The sequence below is a fragment of the Pelomonas sp. Root1444 genome (genome assembly GCF_001426885.1).
In the GTDB taxonomy this organism is placed as follows: domain Bacteria; phylum Pseudomonadota; class Gammaproteobacteria; order Burkholderiales; family Burkholderiaceae_C; genus Pelomonas.
Window position 1 is genome coordinate 563,075 of record NZ_LMFP01000001.1, and the last position, 13,013, is coordinate 576,087.

10 protein-coding genes are annotated in these 13,013 nt (G+C 70.6%); 6 read left to right on the top strand and 4 right to left on the bottom strand.

The window, feature by feature from the left end:
• Positions 1-3 precede the first annotated feature (3 nt).
• From pgm to ASD35_RS02525, 3 genes are all read left to right on the top strand, one after another.
• Positions 4-1,659 carry a phosphoglucomutase (alpha-D-glucose-1,6-bisphosphate-dependent) gene (gene pgm, locus ASD35_RS02515; protein ID WP_056873316.1) on the top strand — a complete coding sequence of 552 codons (1,656 nt, stop codon included), beginning with the start codon at positions 4-6 and terminating at the stop codon, positions 1,657-1,659.
• Positions 1,659-2,954: a glycolate oxidase subunit GlcF gene (gene glcF / locus ASD35_RS02520; protein WP_056873317.1), complete on the top strand. Its 1,296-nt coding sequence runs from the start codon at positions 1,659-1,661 to the stop codon at positions 2,952-2,954. Before pgm ends, glcF begins: the two co-directional genes overlap by 1 nt.
• A 294-nt stretch (positions 2,955-3,248) precedes the next feature.
• Positions 3,249-5,393, top strand: coding sequence for a LamG-like jellyroll fold domain-containing protein (locus tag ASD35_RS02525; RefSeq protein WP_235538210.1), 2,145 nt, complete (start codon positions 3,249-3,251; stop codon positions 5,391-5,393).
• 13 nt (positions 5,394-5,406) lie between these two features.
• Here ASD35_RS02525 and ASD35_RS28355 read toward each other — a convergent pair whose 3' ends face one another.
• Positions 5,407-6,948 carry a methyl-accepting chemotaxis protein gene (locus tag ASD35_RS28355; RefSeq protein ID WP_056873318.1) on the bottom strand — a complete coding sequence of 514 codons (1,542 nt, stop codon included), beginning with the start codon at positions 6,946-6,948 and terminating at the stop codon, positions 5,407-5,409.
• 145 nt (positions 6,949-7,093) lie between these two features.
• On the bottom strand, positions 7,094-8,275 hold the full coding sequence (metK, locus tag ASD35_RS02535; RefSeq protein ID WP_056873319.1) for a methionine adenosyltransferase: 1,182 nt from the start codon (positions 8,273-8,275) through the stop codon (positions 7,094-7,096).
• A gap of 129 nt (positions 8,276-8,404) precedes the next feature.
• Here metK and ASD35_RS02540 point away from each other — a divergent pair, with 129 nt between their 5' ends.
• Positions 8,405-9,283 (top strand): lysophospholipid acyltransferase family protein, encoded by an 879-nt coding sequence (locus tag ASD35_RS02540; RefSeq protein ID WP_056873320.1) that lies wholly within the window; start codon positions 8,405-8,407, stop codon positions 9,281-9,283.
• Here ASD35_RS02540 and ASD35_RS02545 read toward each other — a convergent pair.
• Both ASD35_RS02545 and ASD35_RS02550 read right to left on the bottom strand, forming a co-directional pair.
• Positions 9,267-10,538 (bottom strand): HAMP domain-containing sensor histidine kinase, encoded by a 1,272-nt coding sequence (locus tag ASD35_RS02545; protein ID WP_056873321.1) that lies wholly within the window; start codon positions 10,536-10,538, stop codon positions 9,267-9,269. The two genes, ASD35_RS02540 and ASD35_RS02545, sit on opposite strands and share 17 nt — an antisense overlap.
• On the bottom strand, positions 10,535-11,269 hold the full coding sequence (locus ASD35_RS02550; protein ID WP_056873322.1) for a response regulator: 735 nt from the start codon (positions 11,267-11,269) through the stop codon (positions 10,535-10,537). The genes ASD35_RS02545 and ASD35_RS02550 overlap by 4 nt, the downstream gene beginning before the upstream one ends.
• 147 nt (positions 11,270-11,416) lie before the next feature.
• Here ASD35_RS02550 and ASD35_RS02555 point away from each other — a divergent pair, with 147 nt between their 5' ends.
• Positions 11,417-11,869, top strand: a complete 453-nt coding sequence (locus tag ASD35_RS02555; protein WP_056873323.1) for a DUF2147 domain-containing protein — start codon at positions 11,417-11,419, stop codon at positions 11,867-11,869.
• Entirely contained in the window at positions 11,866-13,011 is a 1,146-nt protein-coding gene (locus tag ASD35_RS02560) for a cytochrome c biogenesis protein/redoxin (protein ID WP_056873324.1), read from the top strand. Before ASD35_RS02555 ends, ASD35_RS02560 begins: the two co-directional genes overlap by 4 nt.
• Positions 13,012-13,013: the final 2 nt, after the last annotated feature.

Sequence of the window (13,013 nt, forward strand, 5' to 3'; positions counted from 1 at the left end):
CACATGTCGTCTCGACTCCACCCCCTGGCCGGCCAGCCGGCGCCTCCCGATTCGCTGCTCGACCTCGACGCGCTGCAGGAGGCCTACTTCTCCCGCCAGCCCGACCCGAGCAGCCCCGAGCAGCAGGTCTCGTTCGGCACCTCCGGCCATCGCGGCTCGGCGCTGGATGGCTCGTTCAACGAGTGGCATGTGCTGGCCATCACGCAGGCCATCGTCGACCACCGCAAGCAGCAGGGCATCGCCGGCCCGCTGTTCCTGGGCGCGGACACGCATGCGTTGTCCGCCCCGGCGGTGACGAGTGCGCTGGAGGTGCTGGCCGCCAACGGTGTCGACGTGATGCTGGCGCCCGCAGGGCAGTTCACGCCCACGCCGGCGGTGTCGCTGGCCATCCTCGAATACAACCAGGGCAGGACGGGCAGCGCGCGGGCGGACGGCATCGTCGTGACGCCCTCGCACAACCCGCCGCGCGATGGCGGCTTCAAGTACAACCCGCCGCATGGTGGCCCGGCGGACAGCGACATCACGTCCGGCATCCAGAAGCACGCGAACGCCTATCTGGCGCAGTTGCTGCAAGGCGTGCGGCGCCTGGATGCCGACAGCGCGCTGGCGGCGGGCACGACGCACGAGCATGATTACCTGGCGCAGTACGTCGAGCTGCTGCAGCATGTCATCGACTTCGATGCCGTCCGCGCCTCGGGCATCCGCCTGGGCGTGGACCCGTTGGGCGGCGCGGGCGTGGCCTACTGGCCGGCCATCGCCGAACGCTACAAGTTGCCGCTGACGGTCGTCAGCGACGTGGTGGACGGGCGCTTCCCCTTCATGTCGCTGGACTGGGACGGCAAGATCCGCATGGACCCGTCCTCGCCCTATGCGATGCGGCGCTTGACGACCCTGCGCGACAAGTTCGACGTGGCCTTCGCCTGCGACACCGACCATGACCGCCACGGCATCGTCACGCCCAGCGGCGGGCTGATGCAGCCCAACAACTACCTCAGCGTCGCGGTGGACTATCTGTTCCGCAACCGGCCGGGCTGGAGCGCGAACGCCGGCATCGGCAAGACCGTCGTGACGACAGCGCTGATCGACCGCATCGCGCGCGGCCTGGGGCGGCCGCTGTTCGACGCGCCGGTGGGCTTCAAGTGGTTCTCGCCGGGGCTGCTGGACGGCAGCCTGGGTCTGGGTTGCGAGGAGAGCGCGGGCGCGTCCTTCCTGAAGCGCGACGGCCGTGTGTGGACGACCGACAAGGACGGCATCGCCGCTGCGCTGTTGTCCGCCGAGATCACCGCGCGCACAAGCAAGGACCCTAGCCAGTATTTCGAGTCGCTGGCCGACACGCACGGCAGGCCCTACGCCGACCGCGTGGACGGTGTCGCGACCCGCGAGCAAAAGGCGCGGCTGTCCAAGCTGACCGCCGCCGATGTGCAGGCCACGTCGCTGGCCGGCGAGGCGGTGGAGGCCGTCATCAGTGCCGCGCCGGCCAACGGCGCGGCCATCGGCGGCATCAAGGTGTCCACCGCCAACGGCTGGTTCGCCGCGCGGCCCTCGGGCACGGAGGACATCTACAAGGTTTACGCCGAAAGCTTCCGCGACGAAGCCCACCTGCAGCTACTGCTGCAGGAGGCGCAGGACATCGTGAACAAGGCCCTGGCCGCGACCTGATGCAGACCACGCTCGCCCCCGAATTCGCCGGCACCGCGGACGGCACCGAGGCCGAGGCCATCCTGCGGCGCTGCGTGCACTGCGGCTTCTGCACGGCCACCTGCCCGACCTACCAATTGCTGGGCGACGAACTGGACGGCCCGCGTGGCCGCATCTACCTGATCAAGCAGGTGCTGGAAGGCGCAGCGCCCACGCGCGAGACGCAGCTGCACCTGGACCGCTGCCTGACCTGCCGCAACTGCGAGACGACCTGCCCGTCGGGCGTCGAGTACGGCCGCCTGGTGGACATCGGCCGGCGCGCCGTCGACGCTCAGGTCACGCGGCCGGCCGGCGAGAAGCGCACGCGCTGGTTGTTGAAGGAGGGCCTGACATCGCCGCTGTTCAAGCCGGCGCTGAAGCTGGGCCAGGCGCTGCGGCCCCTGGTTCCCTCCGCGCTGCAGGACAAGGTGCCCCCAAAGCCGCCGGCCACGGCGCACGACTGGCCGACGCGCCAGCTCAACCGCAAGGTGGCCTTGCTGCTGGGCTGCGTGCAGCCGGCGCTGGCGCCCAACATCAACTCGGCGACGGCCCGGGTGCTGGATGCCGCCGGCATCCAGACCGTCGTCGCCGATGCGGCCGGCTGCTGCGGTGCGATCCGCGAGCACCTGGGCGACCACGACGGCGCGCTGGCGGACATGCGCCGCAACGTCGACGCCTGGTGGCCGCTGGTGGCCGGGCCGGGCGAGCGCGTCGAGGCCCTGGTCATGAACGCCTCGGGCTGCGGCGTGACGGTCAAGGACTATGCGCACGCGCTGCGCGCCGACCCGCAATACGCCGACAAGGCCCGCCGCATCAGCGAGCTGACGCGCGACCTCAGCGAACTGCTGCCGGAGCTCGTGCCGGTGCTGAAGACGCGGCTCAAGGCCAAGCCCGGCGCGCTGGCCTACCACCCGCCGTGCACGCTGCAGCATGGGCAGCAACTGCGCGGCGGCGTCGAAGGGGCGTTCCGTGAACTCGGTTTCACCATCGGCTGCGCCACCACCGAGAGTCACCTCTGCTGCGGCTCGGCCGGCACCTACTCGGTGCTGCAGCCGGCCCTGTCCAAGCAGTTGCGCGACCGCAAGCTCGCCGCGCTGGCGCCGCTGCAGGCCGAGCAGATCGTGTCGGCCAACGTCGGTTGCATCCAGCACCTGCAAAGCGGCACGGCGCAACCGGTGCGGCATTGGGTGGAGGTGTTGGACGACGCGCTGAGTGCGCGTACCGCGCCGGGCAGGCTGGGTTCAACGGCTGCCGGTGAAAGTTTGCATCGAAAGTAACGCTCAGTTCGAGTTGTGCAGTTATGCACAGCCCAAGCAACTGGTCAGACCGCGGTCATGTTCAATCGGCGCGGCGCGTTTACCGTGCGGCACCGCACCGCAACACCGCAGGCCGCCAACATGTCGACCCCACCCCATCAAGTTCCCGGATCCGAAGAGCCGATCAACCCGGCTCGGCGCTCACTGTCCATGGGGCTGGGCTTGTTCCCGCTGCTGCCCATGTTGCCCGCCTGCGGCGGGGGGGCAGGTGCCGCTGGCCCCACTGCGCAGGCGGACCTCGCTGCTTCGCCCGTGGTGTCGGCGGCGGAAACATCGGTCATACCGCCTGCCGCCGCTACCACGGCTACCGCGGCTGCGGCACCCGCGGTCCCGCAGCGCCAGCCGGCGTCCGTCACGGGTGTCTTCCAGCATCCCGGCCTGCTCGTCACGGAGCCGGACTTCGCCCGCATCCGCGAACTGATCAAGACCGGCCAGCAACCGTGGACGAATTGGTACAACAAGCTGTGCGTCGACAAATTCGGCGGCTTGGAAACCAGGCCCTACCCGTTGGCGGGCGTCTACCGCCAGGATGGCAGCAAGAACAACCTGTACGTCGACATCTGGCGCGCCTGGAGCCTGGCATTGCGCTGGAAACTCTCGGGCGACGATCGCTATGCCGACAAGGCGGCGGAGTTCCTTGACGCCTGGGCGGACACGCTGAAGGTGGTCGGTACCGTCCCGCCGGGTTCGACAGCCCCAGACGACCACACCTTCATCCTGATGGCCGGCATGCAGGGCCACCAGCTGGCGCAGATCGGCGAGATCCTGCGCACCTACCCCGGCTGGGCGCCGGAGAGGCTCAAGCGCTTCCAGGACATGCTGATGACGGTGTTCGCACCCATCTCGTCGTGGTTCCTCAGCGAGGGCCGGATCGGCTCCCACGCCAACTGGGACATGGCTTCGATGGTGGGCGCCATGGCCATCGGCATCTTCTGCGACAACGCCGAGCTGTACCGGCAAGCCTGCGATTCGTACGCCGCCAACAACCGCGGCAAGCTGCGGAACTTCGGCAATGGCTCGGCGCTGCACGGCGTGTACTACATGCACCCGGGCCACTTCGGGCAATGGGAGGAGAGCGGACGGGACCAGGGGCACTCGACGCTGGGCATGTCGCTCGGCGGCGACGTGATGGAAATGGCCTGGAACCAGGGCGACGACCTCTACGGGCTGTACAACAACCGCTTCCTCTCCGCCGCCGAGTACGTGGCGCGGACCAACCTGCAGGACGAGAGCGGCACGCCCTACGCCATGCCGTACGTGCCTGAGCACAACCCGACCCAGCCGCACCCCAGCTTCTGGACGCAGGTGAGCCAGGGCGTCCCCGGGCACGGGCGCAACTGCTGGGAGCCGATCTTCAACCACTACGTCAATCGCCTGGGTATCGCGGCACCGAACGTCGCGCGCATGGTGCCGTACTGCGAGGCGAAGTACGGCGGCAGCAGCGACGACATCTGGTGGCCGACGCTGATCCATCGCCGCCTGCCGTATGCCGGGCCGATGAAGCCGCCCTCCGGCCTCACGGGTTATCTGAATGACGGCCGCGTGCTGCTGTCGTGGTGGGGCAGCGTGGGCGCGACTTCCTACGTGGTGCAACGCAGCAGCTCGGCCAGGGGCCCCTTCACGCCAGTGGCCACGGTGGCGGCGGACCAGCTGCTCACCTACACCGATGCGCCGTCCAACGGCACCTGGTTCTACCAGGTGCTTGCACAAGGCCCCGGCGCGCCGCGTGCCGGCTCCAACACGGTTCGAGTCGCGGCCGCTGGCGAACTGCGCTTCCGCATGCCGCTGGGTGGCGTGACCGGCACGGCCGCTGTCGGCGCGCTGGTGAACCCGGATGGCACCGTGACGGCCGTGGAGGGCAAGCTGCTGGACGGTGTGACCTGGGGCGAAGGGCGCAACAAGGACCAGGCGCCCATGTTCGATGGCAAGGCGGCGGGCATCCAACTGCCGGCAGGGCTGTTCAGCAACCTGGACGACTTCACGGTGTCCATCTGGGCCTACGCCAACGGGTATCGCTGGGACACCTGCATCCTGTTCGCCGGGACGGATGCCTTCTCCAGTCTCCACATCGCGCCCCAGGCCGGCCGTGGTGGGCTGCGTTTCGGGGTCGCCGGGGCAACCCACAACGACACGCGCGCTGTGGAAGGGCCCGCTGCCCTCCCCAGGGGGCGCTGGGTTCATGTGGCGTACACGCAGAAGGGCACGACGGGGCGGCTCTATCTCGATGGCATCGAGGTGGTGAATGCGGACACCATGACGCTGTCGCCGCGCCAGGTGGGTGACCAGGTGACCTTCCTGGGGCGCAACTGGGGGCATCCGGCGTTCAACGGCCGCCTGCAGGACTTCCGCATCTACGTGGGGGCCCTGAGCGCTGCCGAGATCGGCGCGCTCGCCAAGTGAGCGGGGCTGCCGGCTAGACCCGGAAGGTCGACACCAGCCGCACCAGCTCCGCGGCCTGGTGCTTCAGGCTCTCGGCCGCCGCGGCGCTTTCCTCGACCAGGGCGGCGTTCTGCTGCGTGGCCTCGTCCATCTGCGAGATGGCCTGGCCGACCTGGCTGACGCCGGTGCTCTGCTCGCGGCTGGCGGCGCTGATCTCGCGCACGATCTGCGCGACGCGGTCGATCGCGGTGACGACCTGTTCCATCGTCTCGCCTGCGCGGTTGACGAGGGAGGCGCCTTGCTCGACGCGCTCGACACTGTCGCCGATCAGCCCCTTGATCTCCTTGGCCGCCGCGGCCGAGCGCTGCGCCAGCGTGCGCACCTCGCCAGCGACGACCGCGAAGCCGCGCCCTTGCTCGCCCGCCCGTGCAGCCTCGACGGCCGCATTCAACGCCAGGATGTTGGTCTGGAAGGCGATGGCATCGATGGTGCCGATGATGTCGCCGATCTTGCGCGAGCTTTCCTCGATGCCACGCATGCGCTGCACCGCCTCGCCGACGACCTCGCCGCCCTTGCGCGCCACCTCGCTGGCATCGTGCGCGAGCTGGTCGGCCTGGCCCGCGTTGTCGGCATTGAGCTTGACGGTGGCCGACAGCTGCTCCATCGACGCGGCCGTCTCCTGGATGGCGCTGGCCTGCTGCTCGGTGCGGGACGACAAGTCGTTGCTGCCCAGCGCGATTTCGGAGCTGGCGGTGGCCACGCCATCGGCGTTGTGGCGCACCGAGCCCACCAGGTGGCGCAGCGACTGCTGCATGCTGCCCAGCGTCTGCATCAGCTGCGCCGTCTCGTCGCTGCCGACGGCGCGGATCTCGCGCGACAGGTCGCCCTGGCCGACTTCGCCGGCTTCGTGGATGGCGGCGCGCAGCGGGCGCACGACGGAGCGCGTGATCAGCCAGGCGGCGGTCACGCCGAGGCTCAGGCAGACGGCGGCGAGCACGAGCATGACGAGCTGGGTGCGGCGCGCCGCCTCCAGCACCGCGCGGGTTTCGTCGCGCACGCGTTCGCCCTGGTAGTCGGCCATGCGGCTGATGGACTTCACATAGACCTCGGAGGCGGGTCGCATCTGGCCTTCGAGAGCCGCCAGCGCGGCCTCGGTCTCGCCGGCCTTCAGCTGTGCGTTCACGCCGTTGCGAATGTCCACATACACCTTGCGGGTCGCGGCAATCTCCTTCAGCAGTTCCTTGCCCTTGTCGGTGTCCTCGGCCTCGGTCAGAGCTTCTTGCAGCTTGTTGATGTTGCCGCTGGTCGCCGTGATGACGGGCGCGAAGAACGCCGCCACAGGCCCCGAGCCACCGGCGCGGGCGACCGCGTCGGTGCGCGTGACGTTGAGCTGCGTCTGCGTGCGCCAGTCCTGGGCAGTGTCCTGGCGTTCCTGCAGCTCGACCAACAGGTCGATGTGCGGGCCGACGGTGGCCATCTGCCGGTAGCTCAGCCCGACGGCGATCGCCAGCAACACCAGCACCAGGCCGAAGCCCAGCGCCAGACGGGTTCCAATCCGCAACGACTGCATGTTCATCACCGCCTCCAAGGGGTACGGCAGGCACGGCAAACGGCGCACCCGCTCGGTGCATTGACTCTAGCCCGCGGGTGTTTGGAGCCGCCCAAGGAAAAACACCGCCCTGAGGGGCGGTGTTGGGTGGGTCGCCGACGCGCGGCTGCCTTTACAGGCCGGCTGCGGCCCTGAGGGCCGCGGCCTTGTCGGTGCGTTCCCACGTGAACTCGGGCTCTTCGCGGCCGAAGTGCCCATACGCCGCCGTCTTGGAATAGATCGGTCGCAGCAGGTCCAGCATCTGGATGATGCCCTTGGGGCGCAGGTCGAAATGCTCGTGCACGAGCGCCGCGATCTGGTCGTCGGGGATGACGCCGGTGCCTTCGGTGTAGACCGTCACGTTCATCGGGCGCGCCACGCCGATGGCGTAGGCGACCTGGATCTGGCACTGGCGCGCCAGGCCGGCGGCGACGATGTTCTTGGCGACATAGCGCGCGGCATAGGCGGCGGAGCGGTCGACCTTGGACGGGTCCTTGCCCGAGAAGGCGCCACCGCCGTGCGGGCAGGCGCCGCCGTAGGTGTCGACGATGATCTTCCGGCCCGTCAGGCCGCAGTCGCCCTGCGGGCCGCCGATGACGAAGCGGCCGGTCGGGTTGATCAGGTACTTGGTGTCGGCGGTCAGCCAGGCCTTGGGCAGCACCGGCTTGATCAGCTCTTCACGGATGGCCTCGTAGAACTCGTCCGTCATGCGGTCGCCGAGCGAGTACTCGGGCGCGTGCTGGGTGGACAGTACGACGGTGTCGATGCTGTGCGGCTTGCCGTCCACGTAGCGCATCGTCACCTGGCTCTTGGCGTCAGGGCGCAGGAAGGGCAGGCGGCCGTCCTTGCGCAACTGGGCCTGGCGCTCCACCAGCCGGTGCGCGTAGTAGATCGGCGCGGGCATCAGCTCGGGCGTCTCGTCGCAGGCATAGCCGAACATCAGGCCCTGGTCGCCCGCACCGGTGTTCAGGTGGTCGTCGGAGGCGTGGTCCACGCCCTGGGCGATGTCGTTGCTTTGCTTGTCGTAGGCGACGAGCACCGCACAGCCCTTGTAGTCGATGCCGTATTCGGTGTTGTCGTAGCCGATGCGCTTGATGGTGTCGCGCGCGACCTGGATGTAATCGACGTGCGCATTCGTCGTGATTTCGCCAGCGAGCACCACCAGGCCGGTGTTGCACAGCGTCTCGGCAGCCACGCGGCTGCGTGGGTCCTGCTCGAAGATCGCGTCCAGGATGGCGTCCGAGATCTGGTCGGCCACCTTGTCAGGGTGCCCTTCAGAGACAGATTCGGACGTGAAGAGAAAGTCGTTCGCCACTTTTAAACTCCGGTTGCTTGTGATCGGCGTTGCCGTCGCTCCAGGAGGGTGCGGCGAACGCTTTAGCAGGATTTGTGAATCGCCCCGCAAGTAGTTCAGTAACTCGGCGATGCGCCAAGTATAGAAAACATGGGCTGGGTCTTCCGCTTTTTATCCCGATTTCCGCTGGCGTTATTGCACGCTTTGGGCGCCGCGCTGGGGTGGCTGGTCTATTTCGCGTCTCCCACCTACCGGCGCCGCTTCAAGGCCAACGTGGCGCAGGCCGGCGTGGCGTGGGCCGAGGCACGGCCGGCGATCGCGGCGGCGGGGCGCATGGCGGCGGAGCTGCCGTGGCTGTGGGTGGCCACCCGCGGCCAGCCGCTTGGCGACAAGCTGCGCTGGGACGGCGGCGAGCTGATCGCGGCGGCCCTCGAACAAAAGCGCGGCCTCGTGATGCTGACGCCGCACATGGGCTGCTTCGAGATCTGCGCCCAGGCGATCGCCGAACGCTTCACGACGCCCGAGGCCCCCATCACCGTGCTCTACCGCCCGGCGCGCCAGGCTTCGCTGCGTGACGTGATGGCCGGTTCACGCGAGCGGCCGGGCCTCGCCACGGCGCCGGCGTCGTTGGCGGGCGTGCGCCAGATGATCCGCGCGCTGCGCAAGGGCGAGGTCATCGGCCTGCTGCCCGACCAGGTGCCGCCCGACGGCCTGGGCGTGTGGGCGCCGTTCTTCGGGCGCCCGGCGTACACGATGACGCTGGCGGCGCGCCTGGTTCAGCAGACCGGCGCGGCGCTGCTGCTGATCTGGGGTGAGCGGTTGCCGGGCGGGCAGGGCTTTGTCGTGCACGTGCTGCCGGCGCCGCAGATTGCCAAGGAAGCGTCGGCCGAGGAAGCCGCGGCGGCCGTCAACGCCGCGATGGAGAGCCTGATCCGCCGCGCGCCGGGGCAGTACCTGTGGGGCTACCACCGCTACAAGTCCCCGCGCGGGCTGGACATCGGCGCGGCGCCGCCTACCGCGCAAGGCTGAGCCGGGCCTCCAGCCCGCCGCCCTCGCGGGGCAGCAGTTCCAGCGTCGCGCCGAGCGCCTGCGCCAGACGCTGGGCGATGGCCAGGCCCAGGCCGGTGCCGCCGCTGTCGCGGTTGCGCGAGGCCTCCAGGCGCACGAAAGGTTGCAGCGCCGCCTGCAGTTGTGCCGTCGGTATGCCGGGGCCGCGGTCGAGCACGGCGATGCGCAGCACAGCGTCGCCCGGCGTGACGACCAGTTCGGCCGCACCCGCGAACTTGACCGCGTTGTCGAGCAGGTTGCCGACGATGCGGCGCAGCGCGCGCGGCCGCGTCATGACGGGCGGCAGCGACGCAGGCGCCTCGAAGCTGACCGCCTGGCCGGCGTCCTGCGCGTCGCAGGCCAGGCCGTCCAGCAGCGCGATCAGGTCGACGGCCTGCGGCGCCTCCTCGGCCGCGTGCGCGCTGGCGGCGTAGTGCAGGCCCTCGGCCACCAGGCCGCGCATCTCGTCGATGTCGGCCATCAGCTTGTCGCGGGCTTCGTCGTCGGCCAGCAGTTCGCTGCGCAACCGCATGCGGGTCAGCGGCGTCTGCAGGTCGTGCGTGATGGCGGCGAGGATCTGGGCGCGCTCGCGCAGGTGCCCGGCAATGCGCGCCTGCATGGCGTTGAAGGCGCGCGCGGCGGCGGCCACTTCGCGCGGGCCGGCCTCGTCCAGCGGCGCGGTGGCCGGGTTGTCGCCGAGCCGCCCGGCCGCGTCGGCCAGCCGGCGCAGTGGCCGGGTGGCCAGGCGCACCGCCGCCGCGCCGCACAGGGCCAGCACGACGATCTGAATGGCCAGCAACGCCAGCGTCGCGCCCGACAGCATCAGCCGCGGCGGCGGCGCACGCAGCGTCAGCGGCGCGCCGTCGGCCAGCTTCAGCGCAAAGACCAGTTCGCCATCGGGCCGCGCGCCGTATGCCCTGACGCGCGCGGCACCAAGCTCCTGGCCGATGGCCTGGGCCAACGCGCTGGCCGTCTCCGAGGGGGCGAAATCGGCCGGTGCCGCGCCCAGTTCGTAGCGGTAGTTGGCCCGCGCCAGCTTCGGCAGCCAGCCCGCGCGCTCGGCCTCGGGCAGCCGCTCCAGCACGGCCACGGCAGTTGCCACGTCACGGCCGAGGTAGGTGGTCATCATGCGGCCCATCGCCTCGCGGCGCTCGTGCAGCCAGGCCAGGCTGGCCAGGCCGTAGGCCAGCAGCAGGCCGGCGACGAACAGGCCGACGATGCGCGCGGCCAGGCTCATTCCACGGCCTCGACGGTCGCGCAGAACACATAACCCTCGTTGCGCACCGTCTTCACGAGCCGCGCCTCCTTCGCGTCATCGCGCAGCCGGCGCCGCAGGCGGCTCACCAGCAGGTCGATGGAGCGGTCGAAGGGGTCGGCGTCGCGGCCCTGCGTGAGGTTGAGCAACTGGTCGCGGCTGAGCACGCGCTGCGGATGGTCGAGCAGCGTGCGCAGCAGCCGGTATTCGCCGCCAGTCAGCGGCACCAGCGTGCCGGCCGCATCGAGCAGGTGGCGCGCCGTCGTGTCCAGCACCCAGTCGTTGAAGGCCAGCCGCTTGGCCTGGCGCTGCGGTGTCAGGCGCGGCGGCAGCTGGCGCGTGCGGCGCAGCACGGCGCGGATGCGCGCCAGCAGCTCCCGCGTGGCGAATGGTTTGGCGAGATAGTCGTCGGCCCCCATCTCCAGCCCCAGCACGCGGTCGGCCTCGTCGCCGCGCGCGGTCAGCATCAGGATGGGCAGCGGCTCGGCCTCGCGGGCGCGCAGGTCGCGGCACAGGCTCAAGCCGTCCTCGCCCGGCAGCATCAGGTCCAGCACGACGAGGTCGATCTGCTCGGCGGCGAGCACGGCACGCATCTCGCGGCCCTGGGTGGCGGTGCTGACGCGGTAGCCGGCGGCGCGCAGGTAGTCGGCCAGCAGCGCCAGCAGCTGGCGGTCGTCGTCGACGAGCAGCAGGTGGTCGGGGCGCGGGTCCATGGGGCCGCACCATAGCCGACACCCCCGGCCGATTTGTATCGCTCTTTGTCTGCGCCGGCGCCGCGTGTCGGCCGGAGACACATCGACATTCCGGCGATACCGCGGCCGCCTGCAATGGCGCCTCCTTCCATTCGAACGAGGTGTCCCATGCGAACCGCTCTTCTTCTCGCCGCCGCCCTGCTGGCCAGCGGCATCACCCGTGCCGACGCGGACCCGCGCGGCCTGTGGCTCACGGCCAGCGGCAACCTGGAGGTGCGCATCGAGCCTTGCGGCGCGGCGCTGTGCGGCAAGGTGGCGCGCGTCATCGCCAACCAGTCCATGAGCCGGCCCGGCGAGGCGATGGCCGATGGCGCCCAGCCGGCGCAGCAGGGCATGGGCATCCTCAGCGGCTTCCTGCCGTCGGACACCGTCACGGCGCCGGACGGCCAACGCCTGGCGACCGAATGGCGCGGCCGCATCTTCAACCGCGAGAACGGCAAGACCTACGACTGCCTGATGTCCATTGGCGCAGCCGGTGAGTTGAAGCTGCGCGCCTATGTCGGCCTGCCGCTGTTCGGCAAGACGCAGGCCTGGCAGCGCGTCGCGGAGGCCACGCAATGACCGCGCTGCTGCCCTTGACGGCCGCGTTCGGCGCCGGCCTCGCCACCGTGGCCAGCCCGTGCGTGCTGCCCCTGCTGCCCGCGCTGCTCGGCAGCAGCTGGGGCCGGCCCGACCCCTGGCGGCCGCCGCTCATCGTGCTGGGCTTCATTGGTGCCTTCAGCGCGCTGGCACTGGCCTTCAGCGCGTCGGCCACGGCGCTGGGGCTGTCGGCCGGTGCCGTGCGCGACGCCGCCGCGGTGCTGCTGCTGGCGATGGGCCTGCTGCTGCTGTGGCCGGCGCTGTGGGGGAAGCTGTCGCTGCCGCTCGGCCGCGTGGCGGACGTGGCGCAGCGCGTTGGCCAAGGCGGCGGGCGGCTGGGTGCGCTCGCGCTCGGCGCCAGCCTGGGCGCGCTGTGGACGCCTTGCGCCGGCCCGGCGCTCGCCACCATCCTGGCGCTCGTGGCCAGCGCGGCGGACCCCGCGCAGGCGGCCGGGCTGCTGGTCGCCTACGCGGCCGGCGCGGGCGGGCCGATGCTGGCCGTGGCCTATGGTGGCCAGCGCCTGGCGCAGCGGCTGCGCAGCTGGGCCGGCGCCGCCGCGCGGTTCCGCCAGGCGCTGGGCGTGCTCATCATGGCGCTGGCTGGCGCCAGCCTGGCCGATGTCAGCTCGGCCTGGGTGGCGGCGCTCACCGGCCCGGCGGCGTCGGCCCAGACGCAGGTCGTCGGCAAGCCCGCCCCCGAGCTGAGCGGCACTGGCGCCTGGCTCAACAGCCCGCCGCTGAAGCTGCAGGACCTGCGCGGCAAGGCGGTGTTGATCGACTTCTGGACCTGGGACTGCGTCAACTGCCTGCGCAGCGTGCCCGTCGTCGAGCGCCTGCACCAGCGCTATGCGGCACAGGGCCTGGTCGTCGTCGGCGTGCACACGCCCGAGTTCGCGCACGAGCGGCCGCTGGACAGCGTCAGTGCCGCCGTCAAGCGCCTGGGCCTGCACTACCCGGTGGTGCAGGACAACGACTACCGCATCTGGCAGTCGTTCGGCAACCGCTACTGGCCCGCGGCGTGGCTCATCGACAGGCAAGGCCGGGTCGTCTACCGCCACGAAGGCGAGGGCGGCGAGGCGGAACTTGCCGCCGCGATCGAGAAGGCCCTGGCAGGCCCTCCCTGATA

Coding starts and splice junctions, on each gene's coding strand:
- pgm (WP_056873316.1), top strand. CDS start 4: ATGTCGTCTCGACTCCACCCCCTGGCCGGCCAGCCGGCGCCTCCCGAT.
- glcF (WP_056873317.1), top strand. CDS start 1,659: ATGCAGACCACGCTCGCCCCCGAATTCGCCGGCACCGCGGACGGCACC.
- ASD35_RS28355 (WP_056873318.1), bottom strand. CDS start 6,948: ATGAACATGCAGTCGTTGCGGATTGGAACCCGTCTGGCGCTGGGCTTC.
- ASD35_RS02540 (WP_056873320.1), top strand. CDS start 8,405: ATGGGCTGGGTCTTCCGCTTTTTATCCCGATTTCCGCTGGCGTTATTG.
- ASD35_RS02545 (WP_056873321.1), bottom strand. CDS start 10,538: ATGAGCCTGGCCGCGCGCATCGTCGGCCTGTTCGTCGCCGGCCTGCTG.
- ASD35_RS02550 (WP_056873322.1), bottom strand. CDS start 11,269: ATGGACCCGCGCCCCGACCACCTGCTGCTCGTCGACGACGACCGCCAG.
- ASD35_RS02555 (WP_056873323.1), top strand. CDS start 11,417: ATGCGAACCGCTCTTCTTCTCGCCGCCGCCCTGCTGGCCAGCGGCATC.
- ASD35_RS02560 (WP_056873324.1), top strand. CDS start 11,866: ATGACCGCGCTGCTGCCCTTGACGGCCGCGTTCGGCGCCGGCCTCGCC.